The 21,314-nt window shown below is 62.2% G+C and carries 20 protein-coding genes; 12 read left to right on the forward strand and 8 right to left on the reverse strand.

The features are described 5' to 3' along the window. Nucleotides 1-14: 14 nt before the first annotated feature. Nucleotides 15-1,568 (reverse strand): DHA2 family efflux MFS transporter permease subunit, encoded by a 1,554-nt coding sequence (locus L1071_RS02710; protein WP_246968365.1) that lies wholly within the window; start codon nucleotides 1,566-1,568, stop codon nucleotides 15-17. Between the two features lie 458 nt (nucleotides 1,569-2,026). Here L1071_RS02710 and L1071_RS02715 point away from each other — a divergent pair, with 458 nt between their 5' ends. The 3 genes from L1071_RS02715 to L1071_RS02725 all read left to right on the forward strand — a co-directional run bounded on the left by L1071_RS02715 (nucleotide 2,027) and on the right by L1071_RS02725 (nucleotide 5,215). Beyond that, nucleotides 2,027-3,424, forward strand: coding sequence for a GntP family permease (locus L1071_RS02715; RefSeq protein WP_246968368.1), 1,398 nt, complete (start codon nucleotides 2,027-2,029; stop codon nucleotides 3,422-3,424). 100 nt (nucleotides 3,425-3,524) lie between these two features. Then, entirely contained in the window at nucleotides 3,525-4,229 is a 705-nt protein-coding gene (gene mtgA / locus L1071_RS02720) for a monofunctional biosynthetic peptidoglycan transglycosylase (RefSeq protein ID WP_246968371.1), read from the forward strand. Nucleotides 4,230-4,288: 59 nt separating this feature from the next. Continuing rightward, nucleotides 4,289-5,215, forward strand: coding sequence for a Gfo/Idh/MocA family protein (locus L1071_RS02725; RefSeq protein WP_246968374.1), 927 nt, complete (start codon nucleotides 4,289-4,291; stop codon nucleotides 5,213-5,215). Nucleotides 5,216-5,238: 23 nt separating this feature from the next. Here the strand turns inward: L1071_RS02725 and L1071_RS02730 are convergent, their stop codons facing one another. Continuing rightward, nucleotides 5,239-6,177 (reverse strand): LysR substrate-binding domain-containing protein, encoded by a 939-nt coding sequence (locus L1071_RS02730; protein ID WP_246968378.1) that lies wholly within the window; start codon nucleotides 6,175-6,177, stop codon nucleotides 5,239-5,241. A gap of 160 nt (nucleotides 6,178-6,337) precedes the next feature. Between L1071_RS02730 and L1071_RS02735 the strand changes: the two genes are divergently transcribed. The 4 genes from L1071_RS02735 (at nucleotide 6,338) to araD1 (ending at nucleotide 11,077) form a co-directional block, all read left to right on the forward strand. Beyond that, the gene (locus L1071_RS02735) at nucleotides 6,338-7,345 is read left to right on the forward strand and encodes an arabinose ABC transporter substrate-binding protein (protein WP_246968381.1); all 1,008 of its coding nucleotides are present in this window, start codon (nucleotides 6,338-6,340) and stop codon (nucleotides 7,343-7,345) included. A 54-nt stretch (nucleotides 7,346-7,399) separates the two neighbouring features. Next, entirely contained in the window at nucleotides 7,400-8,893 is a 1,494-nt protein-coding gene (araG, locus tag L1071_RS02740; protein WP_246968384.1) for an L-arabinose ABC transporter ATP-binding protein AraG, read from the forward strand. Between the two features lie 68 nt (nucleotides 8,894-8,961). After that, nucleotides 8,962-9,963, forward strand: coding sequence for an L-arabinose ABC transporter permease AraH (gene araH, locus L1071_RS02745; protein WP_246968387.1), 1,002 nt, complete (start codon nucleotides 8,962-8,964; stop codon nucleotides 9,961-9,963). Between the two features lie 106 nt (nucleotides 9,964-10,069). After that, entirely contained in the window at nucleotides 10,070-11,077 is a 1,008-nt protein-coding gene (araD1, locus tag L1071_RS02750) for an AraD1 family protein (protein WP_246968388.1), read from the forward strand. Between the two features lie 115 nt (nucleotides 11,078-11,192). Here araD1 and L1071_RS02755 read toward each other — a convergent pair whose 3' ends face one another. The 5 genes from L1071_RS02755 to L1071_RS02775 all read right to left on the reverse strand — a co-directional run bounded on the left by L1071_RS02755 (nucleotide 11,193) and on the right by L1071_RS02775 (nucleotide 15,702). Next, nucleotides 11,193-12,494, reverse strand: coding sequence for a TRAP transporter large permease (locus tag L1071_RS02755; protein WP_246968390.1), 1,302 nt, complete (start codon nucleotides 12,492-12,494; stop codon nucleotides 11,193-11,195). 28 nt (nucleotides 12,495-12,522) lie between these two features. After that, complete coding sequence (locus L1071_RS02760) at nucleotides 12,523-13,080, reverse strand: TRAP transporter small permease (RefSeq protein WP_246968392.1); 558 nt, start codon at nucleotides 13,078-13,080, stop codon at nucleotides 12,523-12,525. Nucleotides 13,081-13,181: 101 nt separating this feature from the next. Further along, nucleotides 13,182-14,162, reverse strand: coding sequence for a TRAP transporter substrate-binding protein (locus tag L1071_RS02765; RefSeq protein ID WP_378110066.1), 981 nt, complete (start codon nucleotides 14,160-14,162; stop codon nucleotides 13,182-13,184). 95 nt (nucleotides 14,163-14,257) lie between these two features. Continuing rightward, nucleotides 14,258-15,202, reverse strand: a complete 945-nt coding sequence (locus L1071_RS02770) for a LysR family transcriptional regulator (protein ID WP_246897062.1) — start codon at nucleotides 15,200-15,202, stop codon at nucleotides 14,258-14,260. 62 nt (nucleotides 15,203-15,264) lie between these two features. After that, nucleotides 15,265-15,702 (reverse strand): VOC family protein, encoded by a 438-nt coding sequence (locus L1071_RS02775; protein WP_246897061.1) that lies wholly within the window; start codon nucleotides 15,700-15,702, stop codon nucleotides 15,265-15,267. 215 nt (nucleotides 15,703-15,917) lie between these two features. Between L1071_RS02775 and L1071_RS02780 the strand changes: the two genes are divergently transcribed. Genes L1071_RS02780 through L1071_RS02790 form a run of 3 tightly spaced genes read left to right on the forward strand, consistent with a single transcriptional unit; the run spans nucleotide 15,918 to nucleotide 18,326 of the window. After that, nucleotides 15,918-16,670, forward strand: a complete 753-nt coding sequence (locus L1071_RS02780) for a 5-oxoprolinase subunit PxpA (protein ID WP_246968396.1) — start codon at nucleotides 15,918-15,920, stop codon at nucleotides 16,668-16,670. Nucleotides 16,671-16,674: 4 nt separating this feature from the next. Continuing rightward, nucleotides 16,675-17,406, forward strand: coding sequence for a 5-oxoprolinase subunit B family protein (locus tag L1071_RS02785; RefSeq protein WP_343315181.1), 732 nt, complete (start codon nucleotides 16,675-16,677; stop codon nucleotides 17,404-17,406). After that, on the forward strand, nucleotides 17,403-18,326 hold the full coding sequence (locus L1071_RS02790; RefSeq protein WP_246968398.1) for a 5-oxoprolinase subunit C family protein: 924 nt from the start codon (nucleotides 17,403-17,405) through the stop codon (nucleotides 18,324-18,326). Before L1071_RS02785 ends, L1071_RS02790 begins: the two co-directional genes overlap by 4 nt. Nucleotides 18,327-18,353: 27 nt before the next feature. On the opposite strand, the gene L1071_RS02795 is transcribed toward L1071_RS02790, so the two are convergent. Then, nucleotides 18,354-18,794: a DUF4174 domain-containing protein gene (locus L1071_RS02795; protein ID WP_246968401.1), complete on the reverse strand. Its 441-nt coding sequence runs from the start codon at nucleotides 18,792-18,794 to the stop codon at nucleotides 18,354-18,356. 160 nt (nucleotides 18,795-18,954) lie between these two features. Between L1071_RS02795 and L1071_RS02800 the strand changes: the two genes are divergently transcribed. Together L1071_RS02800 and L1071_RS02805 are read left to right on the forward strand one after the other, a co-directional pair. Continuing rightward, the gene (locus tag L1071_RS02800) at nucleotides 18,955-19,872 is read left to right on the forward strand and encodes a MurR/RpiR family transcriptional regulator (protein WP_246968404.1); all 918 of its coding nucleotides are present in this window, start codon (nucleotides 18,955-18,957) and stop codon (nucleotides 19,870-19,872) included. Between the two features lie 57 nt (nucleotides 19,873-19,929). Next, entirely contained in the window at nucleotides 19,930-21,261 is a 1,332-nt protein-coding gene (locus L1071_RS02805; protein ID WP_246968406.1) for a pyridoxal phosphate-dependent aminotransferase, read from the forward strand. Nucleotides 21,262-21,314: the final 53 nt, after the last annotated feature.

The following is a 21,314-nucleotide window of genomic DNA, read 5'->3' on the forward strand; positions in this document are numbered from 1 at the left end:
CTTGGACGTCGTGATCACTTAGGCGTCGTGGCGCGCCAGCGGCTGAGCAGAAGCGAGGGAATCGCAACGATGAACAAGCTTCCCGTTAGCACCCAGAAGCCGTCCTGATAGGCGAGGATCGAGGCCCAGATCGCCTCGGTACGCTCCATCAGATACCCGGCCATGGCACTTTGCTGAGTGGCTGAGGTGCCGAGATGGCCGGCCAGCTCGGCGAGCTGGTGAAGTTGTTGCTGCGCGAGGGCGTTATCGGCGTTGACGCCGGCGTTGAGCGATTGGCCGTGTTGCGCCGTCTGTCGGTCGAGCAGGATCACCAGCCCCGCCGTGCCCAGCGCGCCGCCGAGCTGCAGCGCGAAGTTGATGGCCCCGGAGCCATGACCGGTCAAATGCCGGGGCAGCCCGGCGATGGCGTTGGATAGCGTCGGCGGGGGAAACGAGGCCATGCCGATGGAAAGAATGCCCATCGCCGTCGCCAGGTACGCGAACGAGGTATTCCAGTCCATCTGCGCCATCAGCCACACTGCATATACGGTGCAGGCGAGCCCCGGCAAGGTGAGCCGATGTGGCGGGTGGCGGTCGCTCAACCAGCCGACCAGCGGCACCAGTACGCCCAGCACGGCGGTCGAGGGCAGAAAGATCTGCCCGGCGGTGATGGGGCTGTAATGCAGCACCGCCTGTACGAATTGCGGCAGCAAATACATGATGCCGTAGAAGGTGCCGCCGAAAAGGAACATCGCCAAGGTGCCGACCACGAAGACGCGATTGCGGAAGATCGCCAGATCCATCAACGGATGTTGGGTGCGATTCTGCCAGACCACGAAGACGGTGCCACAGACAAGAGCGATGAGAATCAGCGTCGGCACGCGCGGGTCATACCATCCCCAGCGCTGGCCGTTGGAAAGCGCTGCCAGCAGCGAGAACACCGAGACAAACAACAGCACGACGCCGGCCCAGTCGAAGGGCGCGCGCGGGCCCTTCTGCTCGCGTGAGGGCAGGAAGAAATAGCCCATGACCGCCGCCGCTACGCAGATCGGTAGGGTAATGAAGAAGACATAGCGCCAGGTGAAATGCTCGACCAGCCAGCCGCCGATCACCGTGGCCAGCGTCAGCGGCAGGCCCAGGCACATGCCGTACATGGCGGTTGCCATGCCGCGCCCCTCAGGTGGGTAAGCCGCGAACAGCGCCTGCATCGCCACCGGGCGGATCAACCCCGTCATGCCCCCCTGAATGACGCGTGCAGCGATGAGCATGCCCATGCCTTGCCCCAGGCCACCCAGGATTGAGGCGGCGATGAACACCATTAGCAGGCCGATGAAGGTAGCGCGCTGGCCGACCGCCGACACCAGCCATGGCGCGACGAGTAGCGAGACGGTTGTCGAGGCCAGAAAGCCGGTGGAAAGCCACTGTACCTGGGAGTCGCTCATGCCGAAGGCGCCCTTGATATAGGGAATCGCCACGTTGACGATGGTGATCGACATGCCTAGCGCCACGAGCCCCAGCATCACGGTCAGGGTGACCCAGAGGCGATAGCGGGGACCGTAACGTTCGAAAAGTTGATCGACCTGCGTCATGCATGACCGCCGACACAGCGGGAACGGCGACACCGTGACGAGGGTGCCAACGAGAGAGAATACAAAGCCTTGTCCTTGTGAGTCGTGAACGTTATCCGTGCCAAGCGTGCTGTCATAGTAAACACAAGCAGGCAAATTGATAACGTGACGATATTTTGTTAGCTAAGCGATTATGGCGTGTTTGTATAACGTCTTTCAACGTGTCGGGATGCGACAAAGGCACTTTACGCGTCGGCCATCGGCGGCGCCGAGCTGATCTCACGCCACTACAGACTTTGGTCGTAAGCCTTTGGTCAAGTTCGGTCGATGGGATCCCCAATGCTTAGGATGCGTACGAACAAGATAATCGAATAGATATCGCTTTTAGTCACAAAACGCATTAGATGGCTATCGGTACACGCATTAGGTTGTTGTCTCGCCGTCGCCGAGCGGCGTTCAGCCACCAATGCGAGGACCGTATGGACACCGCATTCGCTTTCTCTCTGTCGACGCCGGGTCTGCTTGCAGTAGCCGCCGGGGCGATCGCCATCCTGTTATTTCTGATTATCAAGGTGAAGCTGCACCCTTTCCTTGCCTTGGTGATCGTGAGTATCGCTACAGCGCTGGCGACCGGCGTGACCGTGGACGATCTGCTACCGACGCTGCTGTCCGGTTTCGGCAAGACCCTGGGCAATGTAGCGTTGTTGATCGGTTTCGGCGCCATTCTCGGACGTATCGTGGCGATTTCGGGAGGCGCCAAGGTACTGGCGGATACGCTGATTCGCATCTGCGGTAAGAATAAGGCGCCACTGGGGCTGTCCATCGCCAGTTTGTTGTTCGGCTTCCCGATCTTTCTGGACGCCGCCTTCGTGGTAATGCTGCCGATCATTTATACCATCGCGCGCGAGTTGCGTGGGTCGCTGCTGATCTATGCGCTGCCCGCGACGGGGGCGTTTCTGGTGATGCACGCGTTGGTGCCACCGCATCCCGGCCCGGTGGCGGCAGCGGTCTTTCTCGAAGGCGATATCGGCAAGGTGTTGCTGGTGGCACTGATCGTGGGGTTGCCGACCTGGTATCTGGCGGGTTATCAGCTATCGCTGTGGCTGGCCAAGCGTACGCCTTTTCACCCGGTGCCGGATCTAATGGGCGGCGCCGACAGCGACGAAGTCGAGCGCACCACGCTGCCGCGTTTCTCGACGATTCTGCTGGTGTTGCTGTTGCCGCTGGTGCTGATCTTCATGAACACCGGCATCACCACTCTGATCAGCGCCGGCACCTTGCCGGAAGACAATCCCGTGCTTGGCGCGCTGACGCTGATCGGCGAGACGCCGGTGGCGCTGCTGATCAGCTTGTGCCTGGCAATGTGGCTGTTGCTGTTGCGCGGCCATGAGAAAGGCGCCATGGGCGCCGTCAACGAGACCATCGAGAAGGCGCTGGCCCCCGTTTGCAGCATCATCCTGATTACCGGCGCGGGCGGCATGTTCGGCGGTGTTCTCACCGCCAGTGGTATCGGCGAGGCATTGGCCGATAGCCTGCAGACGCTGGGGCTGCCCATCCTCGTGGCGGGGTATGTAATCGCTGCAGTGATCCGCATTGCGCAAGGCTCGGCGACGGTCGCCGGTACCACAGCGGCTGGCATTATCGCCCCGGCGGTGATCGATTCCTCGCTGAGCGGTATGCCGCTGGCATGTGTGGTGGTCGCCACGGTGGCAGGCGCCATCGGCTATTCCCACGTCAACGACTCCGGCTTCTGGCTGGTCGGGCGTTTCCTGGGCATGGAAACCAAGACCATGCTCAAGACTTGGAGCGTGATCTCCACGGCGATTTCACTGATGGCCTTCGGTCTCGCCTGGCTACTCTTCGCCGTGCTGACGTAAGCACCGTCAAAGCCGCCGCCGAAGTTTCGGCGGCGGCATGCAAACGAAAAGGCCTGATATACTCCTTCGTCATAATGCTGCGACCCCATAAGGCTAACGCATGACGCGGGATTGGTTGCGCAGGGGACTGCGCTTTTTGCTATTCGTGATACTCGGCTTCGTTGGGCTATCGGTGCTCCTGGTGCTGGTGTTTCGCGTGGTGCCGGTATTCGGTTCAACGGTGATGCTGGAACGCAAGATCGAGTCGTGGGTGAGTGGCGAGCCGATCTCGATCCATCAGCAGTGGCGGCCGTGGGCGTCGCTTTCCGACAATGCCAAGCTGGCGGTGATCGCTTCCGAGGACCAGCGCTTTCCCATGCATCACGGCTTCGATTTCGACCAGATGCAAAAGGCACTCGACGCTTGGTTCAGTGGCGACAGCCTGCGTGGCGCCAGCACTATCAGCCAGCAGACCGCCAAGAACCTGTTCCTGTGGACCGGACGGACCTGGGTGCGCAAGGGCTTCGAAGCCTGGTTCACGGTATTGATCGAATTGCTGTGGCCCAAAGAGCGCATCCTCGAGGTGTATCTCAATGTGGTGGAGTGGGATAGCGGCGTGTTCGGTCTCGAAGCCGCCGCGCAGCATTATTTTGGCGTGAGCGCCGGCCAGCTCACCGTCGCGCAGGCCAGCCGTCTGGCGGCGATTCTGCCCAATCCGCGCGAGTGGAGTGCATCGCGGCCGTCGGCGTACATTCAGCAACGCAGCCAGTGGATTCGGCAGCAAATGCGTCAGTTGGGCGGCAGCGCCTACCTCGAGCGTCTGTGAGCGCTGGCATTGTGCTGGCCGCTGTCAGTGCGGCTGTCTTTATCAGATAAGGAGTCCTCATGAAGTCGGTTTCCGTGGCCATTGTCGGGTTCGGCAAGATCGCCCAAGACCAGCATGTGTCTGCGCTCAATGACAACGCGGCGTTCACGCTCGACGCGGTGGCCAGTCGCAATGCGTCGCTGGAGGGCGTCGCGCATTTTCGCGATATTCAGACCCTGCTCGATGAGCGCCCGGATATTCAGGCGATCTCGCTGTGCGCACCGCCGCAAGTGCGTTATCGCCAGGCGCGCGCGGCCATCGCCGCGGGCAAGCATGTGATGTTGGAAAAACCGCCGGGCGCGACCCTGAGCGAAGTGGAAGATCTACGTGCCCAGGCCGAGCGCGCCGGCGTGACGCTGTTCGCGACCTGGCATTCGCGTTGCGCGGCGGGAGTCGCCCAGGCCCGCGAATGGCTGAGCGCGCGTCGCGTGACTTCGGTCAATGTGCAATGGAAGGAAGACGTGCGGCGCTGGCACCCCGGCCAGGAATGGATCTGGGAAGCTGGCGGCTTGGGTGTTTTCGACCCCGGCATCAATGCGCTGTCGATCATCACTGCGATTCTGCCCGAACCGTTCTTTCTCACTCAGGGCGAGCTGGAAGTCCCCGTCAACCGGCAGGGGCCGATCGCGGCGACGCTGGCGTTCCGCGACGTGCATGATGCCGACATTCGGGCCGAGTTCGATTGGCGCCAGACGGGGTCGCAGACCTGGGACATTCACATCGAGACCGACGCCGGACCGCTATCGCTGACCCAGGGCGGCAGCCGTTTGACTATCGGTGATGAGGTGGTGCTGGAGGGCGGTGATGCTGAATATCCCGGGCTCTACGCACGCTTTGCCGAGCTCATCGCCAATGGCGAGAGCGATGTCGATGTCACGCCGCTACGCCATGTCGCCGATGCTTTCCTGCTCGGCCAGCGGGTCAGTGTCGAGGCCTTCAATGAGTGATCGCGTCTTGGTGTGGATGTGATTCAGTGCCCACGGATGATCTCGCGCAGGGTCGACATCAACGCCGCTGCGCCGGGTGAGAGGCGCTGTTCGCGTAGGCTGACCAGGCCGTAAGGTTGCACGCTCAATGCCTCCGGGAACGGCAGAATGCGAAAGCGCGGTTGGTCGCAGAGCAGCTCCGCAACCTGTTGCGTGGTAACCGTCACGGTATCCGATTTATCGACCATGGCCAGCGCCACCAGGATGTCCGACGTATCGACGATTTGACGCGGTAACGCCACACCATGGTGTAGGAATAAATGGTCGACCCGCTGGCGCATCAAGGCGCCAGGTGGTTGCAGCACCCAAGGATAGTCGACCATTGCCGCCAGGTTCAGTGATTCGCGATGAGCCAGTGGATGGTCGGCGCGGCACACGAAGCACAACGCCTCCTCGCCGATCTCCTCGAAGACGAAATCGCCCGCCGGAAGCGTCGAGGGAATCCGTGCGATGGCGAAGTCGAACTCGCCCTCCATGAGGCGCGGGATCAGCGCGTGACTGACGTCCACGTCGATGCTGACCTTGAGGTTGGGGCGGTCGCGATGCACGCGCTCCACCGCGCTGGTCAGCAGCGTGACGGCGGGCGCCATGACCGTGCCCACCGAGACACTCCCCGCGCTGCCCGCATGCAGTGCGTTCAATTCGTCGCCCGCCTGATGGAGCGACGATATGATGCCGCGCGCGTGGCGGATCACCGTCTCGCCGTACCAATTGGGTGTGATGCCGCGCGGGTGTCGGTCGAACAGCACAAGGCCGAGCTGGCTTTCCAGCTCCCCCAGCAGCTTGGACGCTGCCGGCTGACTCATTCCCAGGCGCTCGGCGGCGCGGTGCAGGTTGCGTAGCTCGTCCAGTGCAATGAATAGCTGCAAATGGCGCAACTTTAGTCGCACCTTCATGAACCAGTCAGTGGGCAAGGAGCTCATGGTGTCTGGCCTCAGGAGAAAACAATAACAAAATGGATATCGGTATTTCTGTCAAGTGGCATTAGCCGGTTATTTCGCTGATGCCTATTGTTCAGACTGTTAAGTAACCTTCTTAGTAACACAACAACAATCCCCTTCAAGGGATACAGGAGGACGCCGGATGTCATTAACAACACCGATGACGCGTACGCTAATAGGGATGGCCGTGGGCTTGGCGCTAAGCGCCGGACCGTTGACGGCACAAGCCCAGAGCGATGAGGACGTCAAGATGGGCTTCATCGTCAAGAAGCCCGAGCAGGCGTGGTTCATCAACGAGCAAGAGGCCGCGACCAAGCTCGGTGAGGAAAAAGGCTTCGAAGTGGTGCGCTTGTCGGGCGAGGACGGCCAGGAAGTGCTGAGTGCCATCGATAACCTCAACTCGCAAGGCGCCCAAGGCTTCGTGATCTGTCCGCCGGATGTGCGGTTGGGGCCGGCGATCATGAACCGCGCCAAGCAGTACGGCATGAAGGTCGTGACCGTCGATGACCGCTTCCTCAATAGTGACGGGGAGCCCATGGAGGACGTGCCGCATCTAGGGATGTCCGGCTACAAGATCGGCGAGCAGGTCGGCAATGCCATCGCCGAGGAGATGGACAATCGTGGCTGGGACCCGGACGAGGTCGCGGCGCTGCGCATTACCAACTATGAATTGCCCACCGCGAAAGAGCGTACCGACGGTGCCACGGCCGCGCTGCTCGAGTCCGGTTTCAAGAAGGACAACATCTTCGATGCGCCGCAGCAGAATACCGATACCAGCAGCGCGTTCTCGGCGGCCTCGCCGGTGTTCTCCAAGCGTGGCGATTTCGAGCATTGGGTAATCTACGCGCTCAACGAAGAGAGCGTGCTTGGCGGCGTGCGCGCGAGTGAACAGTACGGCCTCGATCCGGATCAGGTCATCGGGGTGGGCATCAACGGCTCCGGCGCGGCCTTCGCCGAATTCTCGCGTGAGACGCCGACCGGCTTCTACGGCACCGTTGCGGTGAGTTCGACCATGCATGGGCGCCAGTCGGCGGATAACCTCTACCAGTGGATCACCGACGGCGAGAAGCCCAAGGCCAATACCGAAACCACCGGCAAGCTGATGACGCGGGATAACTGGAAGGACGTACGGGAAGAGTTGGGTTTGTAAGACTGCCGCCCGCGCCTCGGGGCGTGGGCCCCTTTCTTCCTTCAGGAGCTCCGTATGTCCGAGGCTTTTCTCAGTTTCGACGACATCGTCGTCGAATTCCCCGGTGTGAGGGCTCTCGATGGTGTGAGCTTTGCCGCTAAGGCCGGTGAGGTGCATGCCTTGATGGGCGAGAACGGCGCCGGAAAATCGACCTTGCTCAAGGTGCTCAGTGGCGTCAATCGTCCTTCCTCGGGCCAGCTGTGGATCGACGGTCAATCGTATGTCTTTGCCAACGCCCGGGAGGCGCTGGCCCAAGGCATCGCGATCATCTATCAAGAACTCACGCTGTCACCCAACTTGTCGGTGGCCGAGAACCTGTTGTTGGGGCAGTTGCCGAAACGCGGCGGCTTCATCGACCGGCGCACCATGAAGGCGCGCGCCCGGGAAATTCTCGAAGAACTCGGCGAAGGCGAGATCGACCCGGCTACCAAGGTGCGGGAGCTTTCCATCGGTCAACAGCAAATGATCGAGATCGGTCGTGCGCTATTGCGCGACGCCAAGATTATCGCCTTCGACGAGCCTACCAGTAGCCTTTCCGTGCAGGAGACGCGTCAGCTCAAGCGAATCGTCGCGCGACTGCGCGACGAGGGACGCGTGGTGTTGTACGTCACCCATCGCATGGAAGAGGTCTTCGAAATGTGCGATGCGCTGACGGTGTTCCGCGATGGGCGCCATATTCGCACGCACGAGACGCTGGACGGTGTCGATCAAGACACCTTGGTCGGCGAGATGGTGGGGCGTCAGATCGAGGATGTGTATGGCTTCAGGCAGCGGGCCATGGGCGATGTCTTGATGCGTATCGACGACTTGCAAGGTCGGGGAGTGCGCAAGCCGATCAGCCTGGAAATGAAACGCGGCGAAGTGTTCGGTCTCTTTGGGCTTGTCGGCGCCGGACGCAGTGAGTTGATGCGGCTGGTGTGTGGCGTGGAAAAGGCAAGCCAGGGGCAGGTAACGTTTCGCGGCAAAACGGGTGTCTTTACCTCACCACAACAGGCGATTCGCGCGGGCATCGCGATGTGTCCCGAGGATCGCAAATCCCAAGGCATCTTCCCCGTGGCGAGTGTCGCCGACAATCTCAATATCAGTTGTCGGCGTTTCTTCAAGCGCTGGGGCGTGTTTCGTCATGCCGGGCGCGAAGCCGATAACGCCAAGACCTATATCCAGCGTTTGAGTATCAAGACGCCGAACCACCGCACGCCGATCAATACGCTGTCGGGGGGTAACCAGCAGAAGGTGATTCTCGGGCGCTGGCTGGCGGAGGAGATCGACTTGTTCGTGATGGACGAGCCTACGCGGGGCATCGATGTGGGGGCGCGGCGCGATATCTACACCTTGCTGTATGACCTGGCAGATCAAGGCAAGGGCGTGATCGTGATTTCCAGTGACCTCGCCGAAGTCAGTTCGATCTGCGATCGCATCGGCGTCATGCGCGATGGTGTCCTAGTCGATATCGTACCGCGCGAGCAGGCGACCCAGGAGCGCCTGCTGGGATTGGCGCTTCCGGCTTGAGTTGCCGGCCAACTGAGTTGTCGACCAACTGAGTTGCTCACCGCTAACAACATGAAGAGATCGACCACATGAGCACAGACAAACTGGCCGCTTCCGATACTTCGCCGACGGCACCCAAACCGCGTGCCAAGGCATTACGCACATTGCTCGACACCTCCGGGTTGATTGCGATCTTTTTCGCCCTCTTTATCGCCTTGGCGATTTTCGTCCCGGACTTTCTGACCGGTCGCAATATCGTCGGCTTGCTGCTTTCGGTGACCCTGATCGGCACCATCGCGACCACCATGATGATGGTGCTGGCACTCGGCGAGGTGGACTTGTCGGTGGCCTCCATCGTTGCCTTTACCGGCGTGGTGGCCGCCGTCGTGACGTCGACCTCGGGTAGCGTCTTCATCGGCGTGCTCGTGGGAGTGGCCGCCGGTGGCGCAGTGGGCGCTTTCAATGGCTTCGTGGTGTCCAAGTTCGGCATCAATTCATTGATTGCTACCCTGGCGGCGATGGAGTTCGTGCGCGGCTTGGCCTACATCACCTCCGGTGGCGATGCGGTCATGATTACGGTGCCGGGATTCTTCGACCTGGGCAGTGCTTCATTTCTGGGGCTGACGCTGCCGGTCTGGACCATGATCGTATGTTTCGTGGTCTTCGGCATCGTGCTCAACATGACGGCATTCGGGCGCAACACCCTGGCGACCGGTGGCAATGCCGAGGCGGCGAGCTTGGCCGGGGTCAACGTGCGGCGCCTGAAAATCACGGTATTTGCCCTGCAAGGCATCGTCGCGGGGATCGCCGGGGTATTGTTGGCCTCACGCATGGGACTGGGTGATCCCAATACCTCGATGGGGCTCGAGCTGGCGGTGATTTCCGCCTGCGTGCTGGGCGGTGTCTCGCTGTCCGGTGGGGTCGCCTCGATCACCGGCGTGCTGGTTGGCGTACTGATCATGGGCTGCGTGCAGAACGCCATGGGACTACTCAACGTGCCCACCTTCTATCAGTATCTGGTACGTGGTGCGATCCTACTGCTGGCGGTGATGTTCGACCGCTGGAAACAAACGCGCCGCGCCAAGGGATGACCTTTTTTACAACGCAAGCTGTATTACTATCGATGGCGGACGCAGCGTGGTCTATCACGACTGAGTCCGCCATACCATTGACTCGGCCTTCAGGAGAGCCCATTACATGCAACTCGCACAAGCCAGAATCGACAGTGGAGACCGCATGGTCCTGGCGATCGACGATGACCCGACGCAGGCTCGCCGTCTGGAAGGCGCGGAAAGCGTGCTGACCCTGGCGCATATCGCACTCGAGCGTGGCGTCGGACTGGCTGCGCTGATCGAGGAGTGGCCGGGGGATGCACGTGTCGACGCGGTGGCGTTGTCCGATCAAGGTCGCCTGTTGGCGCCGCTCGATCATCCCGATCCGGCACACTTGTTGGTCACCGGCACCGGGCTGACGCATCTCGGCAGCGCCGAGGGACGCGACAAGATGCACCGCCAGATGAACGAGGCGGACCAGAGCGAAGCGCCGCTTACCGACTCGATGAAGATGTTCCGCAAAGGGGTGGAAGGTGGCAAACCCGCGGCGGGCGATTTCGGCGTGCAGCCTGAGTGGTTCTACAAGGGTGACGGCGGCATCGTCATGGCGCCGGGCGAGGCTCTGAACATGCCGCATTTCGCGCTGGATGGCGGCGAGGAACCGGAAGTCGCCGGCCTGTACCTGATCGACAACAACGGTGTGCCGCGTCGCATCGGCTATGCGCTGGGCAACGAGTTCTCCGATCACGTCACCGAGCGCGAGAACTACCTGTACCTGGCACATTCCAAGCTGCGCGCCTGTTCCTTCGGGCCGACGCTGCTCGTCGACGAACTCCCCAGCGACGTGCAAGGCACCTCGCGTATCCGGCGCGATGGCGGTGTTCTATGGGAGAAGCCGTTCATCTCCGGCGAGGACAACATGTGCCACAGCCTCGCCAATCTCGAGGCGCATCATTTCAAGTACGCGCAGTTTTGCCGTCCGGGTGACGTACACGTGCATTTCTTCGGCACTGCGACGCTGAGTTTCAGCGACGGTATCAGCGCCCAGCCGGGGGATGTCTTCGAGATCGACGCCAAGCCGTTTGCCTTGCCGCTGCGCAACCCGCTGGCCAAGGACGCCGCCGCGCCCGTGCCGAGCGTCAAACCTCTTTAAGTCTGGCGGGTAAGCCCTGCGAGCCAGCCTCGCGAGCCCTTTCGACTCGATATAACAAAGGCCGCTGGAGCATTCCAGCGGCCTTTGGCGTTGAGGCGGGGAAAGATGATGTCGATCAGTTCATCGCCTGCGGCAGGTAGAGCACGATCTCGGGGAACAGGTGCAACAGCACCACGGCGAAGATCATCAGCAGGAAGAACGGCAGGGTAGCGCGGGTGATGGTGATGATGTCTTTGCCGGTGAGGCCCTGAATGACGAACAGGTTGAAGCCGACCGGCGGCGTGATCTGCGACATCTCCACCACGATCACCAGATAGATGCCGAACCAGATCAGATCGATGCCCGCGCCTTCGATCAGCGGCATGATGATCGACGTGACCAGCAGGATCAGCGAGATGCCGTCGAGGAAGCAGCCTAGCACCAGCAGGAAGAGCGTCAGCACCACCAGCAGCATGGTGGGGGATAGGCCCATCGCGGCGATGTGGTTGGCCAGTTGCATGGGCAGTTGCGTGAAACTCAGCGCCGAGGATAGAAACGAGGCGCCAGCGATGATGAAGGCGATCATGCACGCCGTGCGTAGCGCCGCGAAGAGCGAGTCGAGGAAGATGGTCTTGTTGAAATGACCGTTGCCTCGCGCGATCAGCATCGACAGCACCACGCCCACGGCAGCGGCTTCTGTCGGCGAGGCGAGCCCGCCGTAGATGCTGCCTAGAATACCGCCGATAAGCACCAGCAGCGGGATCAACTGGGCGCTGTTGCGGATTTTCGACATCAGCGGCATGCGGGCCTCTGCCTGCCCGGCACGGCCCTGGCGGGCGCCGACCAGTAACGACCAGCCGATCAGGTAGGTCATGAACAGGCCTAGCAACAGCAAGCCTGGCAGAATGCCGGCGATGAACAGCCGCGAGATGGACTGCTCGGTCACCACGCCGTAGACGATCATCATGATCGAGGGTGGAATCAGCAGGCCCAGCGTCGAGGCGCTGGCCAGCGTGCCGATGGCAAGGTTGCTGTCGTAGTCGCGGCGTTCCAGCTCGGGTAACGTCATCTTGCCGACCGTGGCGCAGGTTGCCGCCGAAGAGCCGCATACGGCGGCGAACAGGCCGCTACCGATGATATTGGAATGCAGCAAGCGTCCCGGCAAGCGGTTGAGCCAGGGCGCCAGGGCACGAAACATGTTGTCGGCAAGACCCGAGCGAAACAGAATCTCGCCCATCCACACGAACATCGGCAGGGCAGTCAAATCCCAGCCGTAGCTGGCGCCCCAGAAGTCGGACGCCAGGATGGGCCCGGGCTCGAAGCTGCCGAAGAACGTCAGGGCGATCCAGCCGGTTCCCAGCAGGGCAAAGGCGATCCACACGCCGCCACCGAGCAGCAGGGCCAGGGCGAGGATCGTGACGAGGCTGAGGGTCAGCATGACAAGGCATCCTCTCGCGTATAGTGGATCATGCGTCACCGTCCCGTGACGCGGGGGTCACATAGGAAGCGGGCGCGGTGAAGGCGATGCGCAGCGTGCCGATCAGCGTTTCGATCAATGCCAAGCACATCAGCGCGATACCCACGACGAGGACGCTTTGCGGAATCCACAAGGGGATGGCGAGCAATCCTGAGGAAACGTCTCCGTAATCCAGGCTTTCGCGCACCAGGCCCACCAGCTCCCAGGTGAGCAATACGCTAAGCGCCAATGCCACTAGCAGACAGAGCGTCTCGATCCACACGCGAGCACGCGGCGGCAGGCGTGAAATGACCAGCGTCACGCGGATATGCGCGTGATGCGTGAAGGTATAGGCCATGCTCAGGAAGGTGGCGCCCACCAGCAGGTAGGCGGCCATTTCCGAGACACCGGGAATTTCGAGCCCCAGGGGTGCGCTGCCCACCACAGCCAGCAGCGCATCCAGGCAGCGCAGCAGCACTTGAAAAGTGATGATGGCGCAGATCGCCAACATGCAGGCCGCGGCGCCCCAGGCACCGAGGCGATAGAGTCTGTCGAGTCGATAGGTCATGTCGGTCACTCACGAATGCGAGGGTGAGGACGGGGCCCTGCTCACCGCCGATAACGACGCGTGAGCGGAGCTTGCAGGTCTTGCTTCAAGGCGTGGATGCGTTATTCGGCGGCCTGGCGTTTGCGGTAGCGCTCGATCAGCGTCTTGGCCTGATCGCCGGCGCGTTCCTGCCAGTCTTCGAACAGCGAGTCGCCGGCGGCCTCGAGATCATCGGCCAGCTGGCCGCTGGGTTTGGAAATCGTGATGTCGTGTTCCTTCAAGGCCTTGGCGCTCTCGGCACTGTCCTCGCGGCTGGCCTGCCAGCCACGCCGTTCGGCCTCGGCGGCGGCATCCAGCACGGCCTGCTGCGTCTCGTCATCGAGGCGATCGAAGGCGCGCTTGTTGATGAACACGATGTTCTTGGGCAGCCACAGGTTGGCGTCACTGTAATTCGAGACATAGTCCCAGGCGGACATCGACTTGCCGGTGGAGACCGAGGTGATCATGGCGTCGACGCGCCCAGTGCTGAACGCGGTGGGAATATCGGCCTCTTCGGTTTCCGTGGGCGTGCCGCCGAGATTTTCGACGAAGCGCTGCGTGTTGATGTTGGGAGCGCGCACACGCAGCCCCTCGAACTGCGAGACATCGGTCAGCTCGAAGTCGGTATAGATGCCCTGCGCCGGCCATGGCACGGCATAAAGCGGCATCAGGCCTTCCTTGGCGAACATCTGGGTGATGATCGGCTTGGAGGCTTGCCAGAGGTCGTAGGCGTCTTCGTAGCTACCGGCCAGCCCCGGCAACGTATCCACTTCGTAGATCGGCGATTCGTTGGAGAGCGAGGAAAGAAACACTTCGCCCGCCTGCACGGTGCCACGCCGAACGGAAGGTTTGATTTCGGAGTGCGCGATCAACGAGCCGCCGCTGTGCACGCTGATATCCAGTTCGCCATCGGTAGCGTCGGCGACGTCCTCGGCGAATTGCTTGGTATTCTGGGTATGAAAGCTGGCATCGCCGTAGGGAGAGGCGAGGTTCCATTGCGCGGCCATGGCGCTGCCGGCAATGCCGAGCGAGCCGATTGCCGCCAGCCAGACGAAAGAATGCATCGTACGCATGTTCAATTCCTCATTGTTATTGAACTCGGAAGACGGATTCATTCTTCAAGTGGCGATGCACTGGCGTCAAATCGTTAATTCTGATGTCAAGTATCGACGTAGCCTTTCACAGTGGTAGGCGATGAAAGCTTTCCGTGATCTTGGGCGTAATCGGCGGCGCACTGCTTGGCCAGGCGAGCCACACTGGCGCAGAAGCTCGGGTAGTTGGAGCGGCGCCAGATGGCGTCATAGATCATCGGCGGCAACGGTTCTTCCAGCGTCAGGCGTTCCAAGCTGCCGGCGTCCACGGCATCACGTACCGTGGCGACCGGCAATACACCGATGCCCAGCCCCTCGATGCTCATGCGCATGATGGTCATCAGCGTGCTGGTGGAGTGAATGCGTGGCGTATCGATGCCCAGTGCGGTGAGGTAGGCGACCAGCTCGCTGTACGGCCGTGCCTGTTTGCTGAAGGAAATGAACGCCGTGTCGGCGAAGGTTTCCATGTCGCCATGGCGCAGTGTGGCGGCCAGCTCGGGGGCCGCGAACATGCCCATCTCGAAGGTGCATAGCGGCGTCTGGATGGCGCAGAGCCCCGGCGCCAGGCCGTCCATGGCGAACAGCATGTCGAGGTCGTTCTCGGCCAGGCGTTGATGCAGGAAGGGGGAAATATCCACCATCAACTCGATGGTCAGTTGTGGATAGCGCTCGGCCAGACGACGCATGAAGGTCGGGCACCAACTGCTGGCGATGGTCTCGATGACCCCCAGGCGCAGCGTGCCGGAGAACGATTCTTCATCCTGAAACAGGCGCATGGCTTCGTCGCGGCCCTCGAGCAGGCGCTCGGCATGGGTGAAGAACTCGCGGCCGCGAAGCGTGGGCTGCACGGGGCGTGCCGAGCGGTCGAGTAGCGACTCGCCGACGCTGTCTTCCAGCCGGGTGATGCGGTCCGAGATCGACGGCTGGGTGACGTGCAGCTTGGTCGCGCCCTTGCGAAACGAGCCCAAGCGCACCACCCAGACGAAGGCCTCGAGTTCCTTGAAGTCGAACATCGGTGATCCTGCACAGGTCGCCGCGCGATCCCCGCGCGGCGGAAGGGAAGCGGCGGCGGATACTATGTTTTCTTGAACAACTGCGTCTCACGGTCCTTGAAGGCCTTGAACTCCAGGGCATTGCCGGAGGGATCGTAGAAGAACATGGTGGCTTGCTCGCCGGGTTCGCCCTTGAAGCGCACGTAGGGTTCGATCTCGAAGGCCACGTCATGCGCGCGCAGCTTGTCGGCCAGGGCTTGCCAGGCACTCATCTCGAGGACTACACCGAAATGCGGTACCGGCACGCCATGGCCGTCCACCGGATTCTTGTGGCTAGCGACGGCGGTGTCCTTCAGTGCGGGATTGAGATGGCAGACGAACTGATGACCAAAAAGGTCGAAATCGACCCAGCTCTCCGATGAGCGACCTTCGGGGCAGCCCAGGAAGTCGCCGTAGAAACGCCGGGCTTCGTCGATATCGCGAACCTGCACGGCAAGATGGAAGGGATCGCTGACGGCCATGGAGGCCTCCTCGGGATCGGTTGTGATTGGCATTCGTGAACTGTGATTCTTTAACCCGGCGCTGTGCGCCGTCAACTCGTTTTCCCCACGTGCTGCGATGAAAGGTTCCACCGATATCGCGCATCACGAAAAACGATTGGACCGGGCCGCGCGGGCTTTCATAGAGTGAAGCGCCGCAACCGTGAAAGCCGACGACAATAAAAGAGGTCATGTTCATGCCCCTACCGCTTCTCAACTGCGACATGGGAGAGAGCTTCGGCAACTGGAAGATGGGTCTCGACGACGAGGTCATGCCCTATGTCGACTGCGCCAATATCGCCTGTGGCTTTCATGCTTCCGACCCCGACATCATGCGGCGTACCGTGGCGCTGGCCGTGCAACACGGCGTCCGCGTCGGGGCGCATCCTGCCTATCCCGACCTGCAAGGTTTCGGGCGGCGCTCGCTGGCCTGTACGCCGCGCGAGGTAGAGGACATGATGCTGTATCAGATCGGCGCGCTGGAGGGCATGTGTCGCGCCGAGGGTACGACCGTAAGCTACGTCAAGCCGCACGGCGCGCTGTACAACGATATGGCCCGCGACCCGGAACTGATGCGCGGCGCTATGCGCGCGGTACTGGCTTATGATCGCCGCTTGCCGCTGCTGGCCATGGCCACGGCGGACCCGGCACCGATGCGGGCGCTGGCCAAGGAAATGGGAGTCACGCTATGGTTCGAGACCTTCGCCGACCGTGCCTACGACCCTCAGGGGCGGCTGGTGTCGCGACGCGAGCCGGGTGCCGTGCATCAAGATCGCGAGACCATCGTGGCCCAGGCGGTGACACTAGCCAAGGGCGAAACACTGACCGCCAATGATGGCAGCGCGCTGCGTCTGGTCGCCGATACGCTCTGCGTTCATGGCGACAATGCCGAGTCGGTGGCCGCCGTACGTGCCATTCGCGACGCCTTCGATAGCCTGGCACGGGAGTGAGCCGGTGAGCGATCCGAGTATCGAAACGGTAGGCATGGACAGCCTCATCGTGCGCCTCTTCGACAGCATCGACGAGGAACATATGCCCTGGATGCTGGCCGCCGACCATGCCCTGCGCGAGGCCTTCGGCGAGGCGCTGATCGATCTGGTGCCGTCCTACACCACGCTGCTGGTGCACTACGATATCCAACGCCTGGACCTGCAGGCCGCTCGTGCCCGGGTAAGCGAGGCGCTAGCTGGCTTGACGCCGGCGACCAGTGGTGAAGGCCAGCGGCATGTGATCCCTGTGTGGTACGACGTCAGTGTCGGCCCGGAGCTCGAGCGCATCGCCGAGCGTCTGGGCGTTAGCCACGAGGACGTGATTGCGAGGCACTGCGCGCGGGATTACAGCGTCTTCGCGCTGGGCTTTGCTCCGGGTTACGCCTTCATGGGGCGTCTCGACGATGAGCTGGCCACGCCGCGCCTGAAGACGCCGCGCCAGAAAGTTGCCGCCGGCAGCGTGGCCATTGCCGAACGCCAGACCGCGGTCTATCCCACGCTTTCGCCGGGCGGCTGGAACATCGTCGGGCGTACGGCTGTGGCGCTTTTCGGCCGCGACCGGGAGGGTTATAGCCTGTTTCGGCCGGGCGACAAGGTGCGTTTCGAGGCGATCTCCCGCGAGGCGTTCATCGAGCAAGGTGGCGACCCGACGCCGCTGGCTGAACGCGGCGATACCCCCACGGAGGCCCAGACATGAAGGGATTGATCGTCGAACGCGCGGGGCCGCTGACGCTGATTCAGGATGGTGGGCGCTTCGGGGTGCGCCATCTCGGTGTGACCCAGGGCGGTGCCGCCGATTGGGTATCGCTGGGATGGGCCAATTGGCTGTTGGGGAACGCGCCGCAAGCGCCTGGCGTGGAAATTACCGTCGGCGGCTTGACCCTATACGCCGAGACCTCGGCGACGCTGGCCCTGACGGGGGCGGACCTGGGCGCGACCCTCGACGATGCGCCGTTGGCGCCGGGGACGCGCTTCACCATTACGGCCGGTCAACGTCTGGCCTTCGAGAGTCCTCGCGCGGGCTTGCGCGCCTATCTTGCCTTCCCGGGTGGGCTCGATGCCACGCCGGTGCTGGGTAGCGTGTCGAGTACGGTGCGCGAAAGTCTGGGCGGGCTCGATGGCCAGGGGCGGGTGCTGGACGAAGGCGATTGCCTGACATGGGCAGGCACCGCCGGAGCCGAGCGCACGCTGCCCTTGGGTGTAGGCACGTTACCTGGAGATGAAGAACGCGTGATGTTGGCGCTGGTGAGCGGTGCGCAGATCGCCGATTTCAGCGGTACCAGCGTGTTCGAGGCCTTCAACACACCGTGGCAGGTCGATCAGCGAGCGGATCGCATGGGCGTTCGCCTGACCGGTTCTGAGTTGCGCTACCTGGGCGAGGGAATGGTCTCTGAGGGGATTCCGCTAGGCGCCGTACAGGTGCCCGCCGACGGCCAGCCCATCGTGCTGCTCAACGATCGTCAGACCATCGGTGGCTATCCGCGTCTCGGCGCATTGACGCCGCTGGCCTGCGCGCGCTTGGCGCAATGCCAGCCGGGCACCGAGGTATGGCTGACGCCGGTAGCGGCGGGGCAGGCACGTAACGCGCATCTTCGTCAGTTGGCGTGCTGGCGCTGACGCGTGAGGGCGGCCGAGTCGGAGCGGTCAGTCGCGCTCCGCCGCCCGCATCGGCATCTGATCGATGATGTGATAGACCTTTTCCGGCGCGACGAATCCCTCGAGCTGCATTTTCTTGCCCCCGTCCTTTCCGATGAGCACCGTGGTGAGCGGGGCGTCGTCGCCTAGCGCCAGCGCCTTCAACAAAGCCTGTGTCTCGAAGCGGGTCATCGGCTCGTCGTTGCGATATCCCTGCCCGTTCTCCACCCGATAGAGCACCATGTCACGTGCCTGGAATTTAGCGCGGCTGGTTTTGAACTGGGTCTGCATACGTTGGTAAGCGTCGTTGTCGCGCTGTGGGGAGACGATCACCAGCGGACGAAAAAGTCCGTGATCGGTGATCAAGGGATTGGCGGGATCGGCGGCATGTGCGGTGTTCATCGGGCCAAGCAGCACGAGCATCCAGCAGGCAAGCAGGGCGGTTCGCATGGCATCACTCCTTTGAAAGTATTGCCAGTATGGCAGAGGCCCGCAGGCGGGGTAGCTCTCGATATTTTATTTCCCGTATTGCAAATTTATTTGCAATACGGGAAATGGGTGTCTAGCCTTGAAGCGGAATCCTTTTAGGAAATGATGTCAGGAGCCTGCCATGCCCGCCGACAATGCCGACTTGCCACCCCGGCGCTACGCCGATCTGCAACTGCTGGCGCTGCGTGCTCGACGCGGTGACGCCGCCGATTTGACGCTGTCCGCCAAGGGGCTTGCGTTACTCGAGGCCTTATTGGCCCAGCCCGAGACCGTGAGCCTGTCGAGCATCTCGCAATTGGCGCAGCACCACGGCGTGAATCCTTCGCGCCTGACGCGGTTGGCGCATGCCCTCGGCCTGGAGGGGTTCAAGGCGCTGCAGGCGCTGTTTCGTGAAGATCTGAGCGATAGCGCCTTCTATTCCACGCGTGCCCAGCGGCTGCTGGATTTCGGTGAGACGCCCCGCGCCGAGGGCGACGCGCTGGCCGACGACCGCGCGTTATGGCAGCAAGAGATGCAAAATCTCTCGGCCACCGTGGAGTCGCTGGACACGACGCAACTGGTAGAGGCAGCGGCTAGCATCCAGCGGGCGCGGAGCATTCATGTCATCGGCTTGCGGGCGAGTTTCGGGGCCGCGCATTACCTGGCGTATTACCTGGATTATCTGCGTGATGGCGTGGACCTGGTCTCGGGGCACGCTGGCGTCAGCGTCGAGCAGGCCTTGCGGCTGGGCGAAGATGATCTAGTGATCGGCATCGCCTTTCGGCCCGAGTCGCGGATGAGCATCGACTACTGCCGGCTGGCGGTGGAGCAGGGCGCGTCGCTGTTGGTATTGACGAATCATTCCAGCTCGCAGTTGGCCGCGTTGAGCGACTCGACGTTACTTGCGCCGGCCGAGGGCGCCTTCTTCTTCAATCCCATGAGTAGTCTGTTCATGCTCGTCGAGCTGTTGCTGTCCCGCGTGGCCCGCGAGATGGGGCACGACGCGGTGCTCGCTCTACGCCAGCGCGAGGCGTTGATCTCGCGTCTGCACGTCGAGTGACGCATTCGCTTACACCGCTTCTTTTGCCGCTTTCTGCCTCTTTCCCTGGAAACTGCCATGCCTACTTCCACGACTTCCCCTGATGTCTCGGGGCCCGCACCCAGCGCCGCCGATTGGCTGGGCCGGGGTTATGCCGATGATCACAACGCCACCGCCGCTTCGGATACGCTGTTGATCAACGAGCAGTCGCGCCTACTCGAAACGCAGGGGCGGCGCATCATCAAGTTCGGTTTCGGCCAATCGCCGTTTCCGGTCTTCGCCCCGGCGGTGGAGACGCTGGCCGAACACGCCGCCGACAAGGCCTATCTGCCGGTGCAGGGAATGGCCGAGCTACGCGAGAGCGTGGCGGCTTTCCACCGCCACATGGATGGTACCGACTGGCGAGCCGAACGCGTGTTGATCGCCCCGGGAAGCAAGTTGTTGCTGTTTGCGCTGATGAAGGCCTTGCCGCGTGCCGAAGTGCTTATCCCGGCGCCAGCCTGGGTGTCCTACGTACCGCAGGCGAAGCTCGCGGGGCAGCCGGCGGTGCGCTTGGAAACAAGCTTCGACAGCCGCTGGCTGGTCACGCCGGCACAGCTTGATCGGCATTGCCGCGAGCATGGTCCCGGTCTGCGGCTTCTGATCCTCAATGCGCCGGGTAATCCCACCGGCCTGTCGTATGCGCCTGAGATGCAGCGTGAGCTGGCCGCGGTCGCCAAGCGTCACGGTGTGTTGGTGCTCTCTGATGAGATCTACGGACCGCTCGATCATCGTGGGGAACATCGCCCCTTTGCACGCGATTATCCCGAGGGCACGCTGACGACCAGCGGGCTTTCCAAGTGGTGCGGTGCGGGCGGTTGGCGCCTGGGCGTCATGAATGTGCCCGAGGCGTTGGGCGATGAATTGCTGACACGTTTGCTGGGCATCGCCTCGGAGACCTGGTCGAGCGTGACCAGTCCGGTCCAGGCGGCGGCGATCACCGCGTATAGTGTCACGCTGGCGCTGGAGATGTATCTCGACGCCCAGCGGCAGTGGTTGAGCATGATCGGCCAATGGTGCGCGCAACGCCTCGAGGCGACCGGGATTCGCACCCATGCGCCGGATGGCGGCTTTTATCTGTTCCCCGATTTCGGTGCATACCGTGAGGCACTACGAGCGCGTGGGATTACCACCAGCGCCGAATTGACTGCGGCGCTGCTTGAGGAAGCGGGTATTGCGCTCTTGCCGGGCAGTGCATTTGGCTGCGAACCGACGCAACTGACAGCGCGCTTGGCTTATGTAGACTTCGATGGCGCGGCGCTGTTGGTACGCCCTTGTCCCGACGATCCCGAGGCGGCGATGGCTGCGCCCGAGCTGGCCACAGTGCGTCATGGCATCGAGGCAATGTTGGTTTGGCTGTCTACTGTTTGATAATTTACAATCTGTTACATGAAAAATGTGAACTCACCCACTAGAGTGGCGTC

It is taken from the genome of Chromohalobacter sarecensis, from assembly GCF_023061135.1.
GTDB lineage: Bacteria > Pseudomonadota > Gammaproteobacteria > Pseudomonadales > Halomonadaceae > Chromohalobacter > Chromohalobacter sarecensis.

What these genes read in the sequence shown, in the direction of transcription:
- L1071_RS02715 (WP_246968368.1), top strand. Translation starts at nt 2,027, where the DNA reads ATGGACACCGCATTCGCTTTCTCTCTGTCGACGCCGGGTCTGCTTGCA.
- L1071_RS02780 (WP_246968396.1), top strand. Translation starts at nt 15,918, where the DNA reads ATGCCCCTACCGCTTCTCAACTGCGACATGGGAGAGAGCTTCGGCAAC.
- L1071_RS02760 (WP_246968392.1), bottom strand. Translation starts at nt 13,080, where the DNA reads ATGACCTATCGACTCGACAGACTCTATCGCCTCGGTGCCTGGGGCGCC.
- araD1 (WP_246968388.1), top strand. Translation starts at nt 10,070, where the DNA reads ATGCAACTCGCACAAGCCAGAATCGACAGTGGAGACCGCATGGTCCTG.
- L1071_RS02755 (WP_246968390.1), bottom strand. Translation starts at nt 12,494, where the DNA reads ATGCTGACCCTCAGCCTCGTCACGATCCTCGCCCTGGCCCTGCTGCTC.
- araH (WP_246968387.1), top strand. Translation starts at nt 8,962, where the DNA reads ATGAGCACAGACAAACTGGCCGCTTCCGATACTTCGCCGACGGCACCC.
- L1071_RS02710 (WP_246968365.1), bottom strand. Translation starts at nt 1,568, where the DNA reads ATGACGCAGGTCGATCAACTTTTCGAACGTTACGGTCCCCGCTATCGC.
- araG (WP_246968384.1), top strand. Translation starts at nt 7,400, where the DNA reads ATGTCCGAGGCTTTTCTCAGTTTCGACGACATCGTCGTCGAATTCCCC.
- L1071_RS02800 (WP_246968404.1), top strand. Translation starts at nt 18,955, where the DNA reads ATGCCCGCCGACAATGCCGACTTGCCACCCCGGCGCTACGCCGATCTG.
- L1071_RS02730 (WP_246968378.1), bottom strand. Translation starts at nt 6,177, where the DNA reads ATGAGCTCCTTGCCCACTGACTGGTTCATGAAGGTGCGACTAAAGTTG.
- L1071_RS02735 (WP_246968381.1), top strand. Translation starts at nt 6,338, where the DNA reads ATGTCATTAACAACACCGATGACGCGTACGCTAATAGGGATGGCCGTG.
- L1071_RS02765 (WP_378110066.1), bottom strand. Translation starts at nt 14,162, where the DNA reads ATGCATTCTTTCGTCTGGCTGGCGGCAATCGGCTCGCTCGGCATTGCC.
- L1071_RS02805 (WP_246968406.1), top strand. Translation starts at nt 19,930, where the DNA reads ATGCCTACTTCCACGACTTCCCCTGATGTCTCGGGGCCCGCACCCAGC.
- L1071_RS02770 (WP_246897062.1), bottom strand. Translation starts at nt 15,202, where the DNA reads ATGTTCGACTTCAAGGAACTCGAGGCCTTCGTCTGGGTGGTGCGCTTG.
- L1071_RS02795 (WP_246968401.1), bottom strand. Translation starts at nt 18,794, where the DNA reads ATGCGAACCGCCCTGCTTGCCTGCTGGATGCTCGTGCTGCTTGGCCCG.
- L1071_RS02725 (WP_246968374.1), top strand. Translation starts at nt 4,289, where the DNA reads ATGAAGTCGGTTTCCGTGGCCATTGTCGGGTTCGGCAAGATCGCCCAA.
- L1071_RS02775 (WP_246897061.1), bottom strand. Translation starts at nt 15,702, where the DNA reads ATGGCCGTCAGCGATCCCTTCCATCTTGCCGTGCAGGTTCGCGATATC.
- mtgA (WP_246968371.1), top strand. Translation starts at nt 3,525, where the DNA reads ATGACGCGGGATTGGTTGCGCAGGGGACTGCGCTTTTTGCTATTCGTG.
- L1071_RS02790 (WP_246968398.1), top strand. Translation starts at nt 17,403, where the DNA reads ATGAAGGGATTGATCGTCGAACGCGCGGGGCCGCTGACGCTGATTCAG.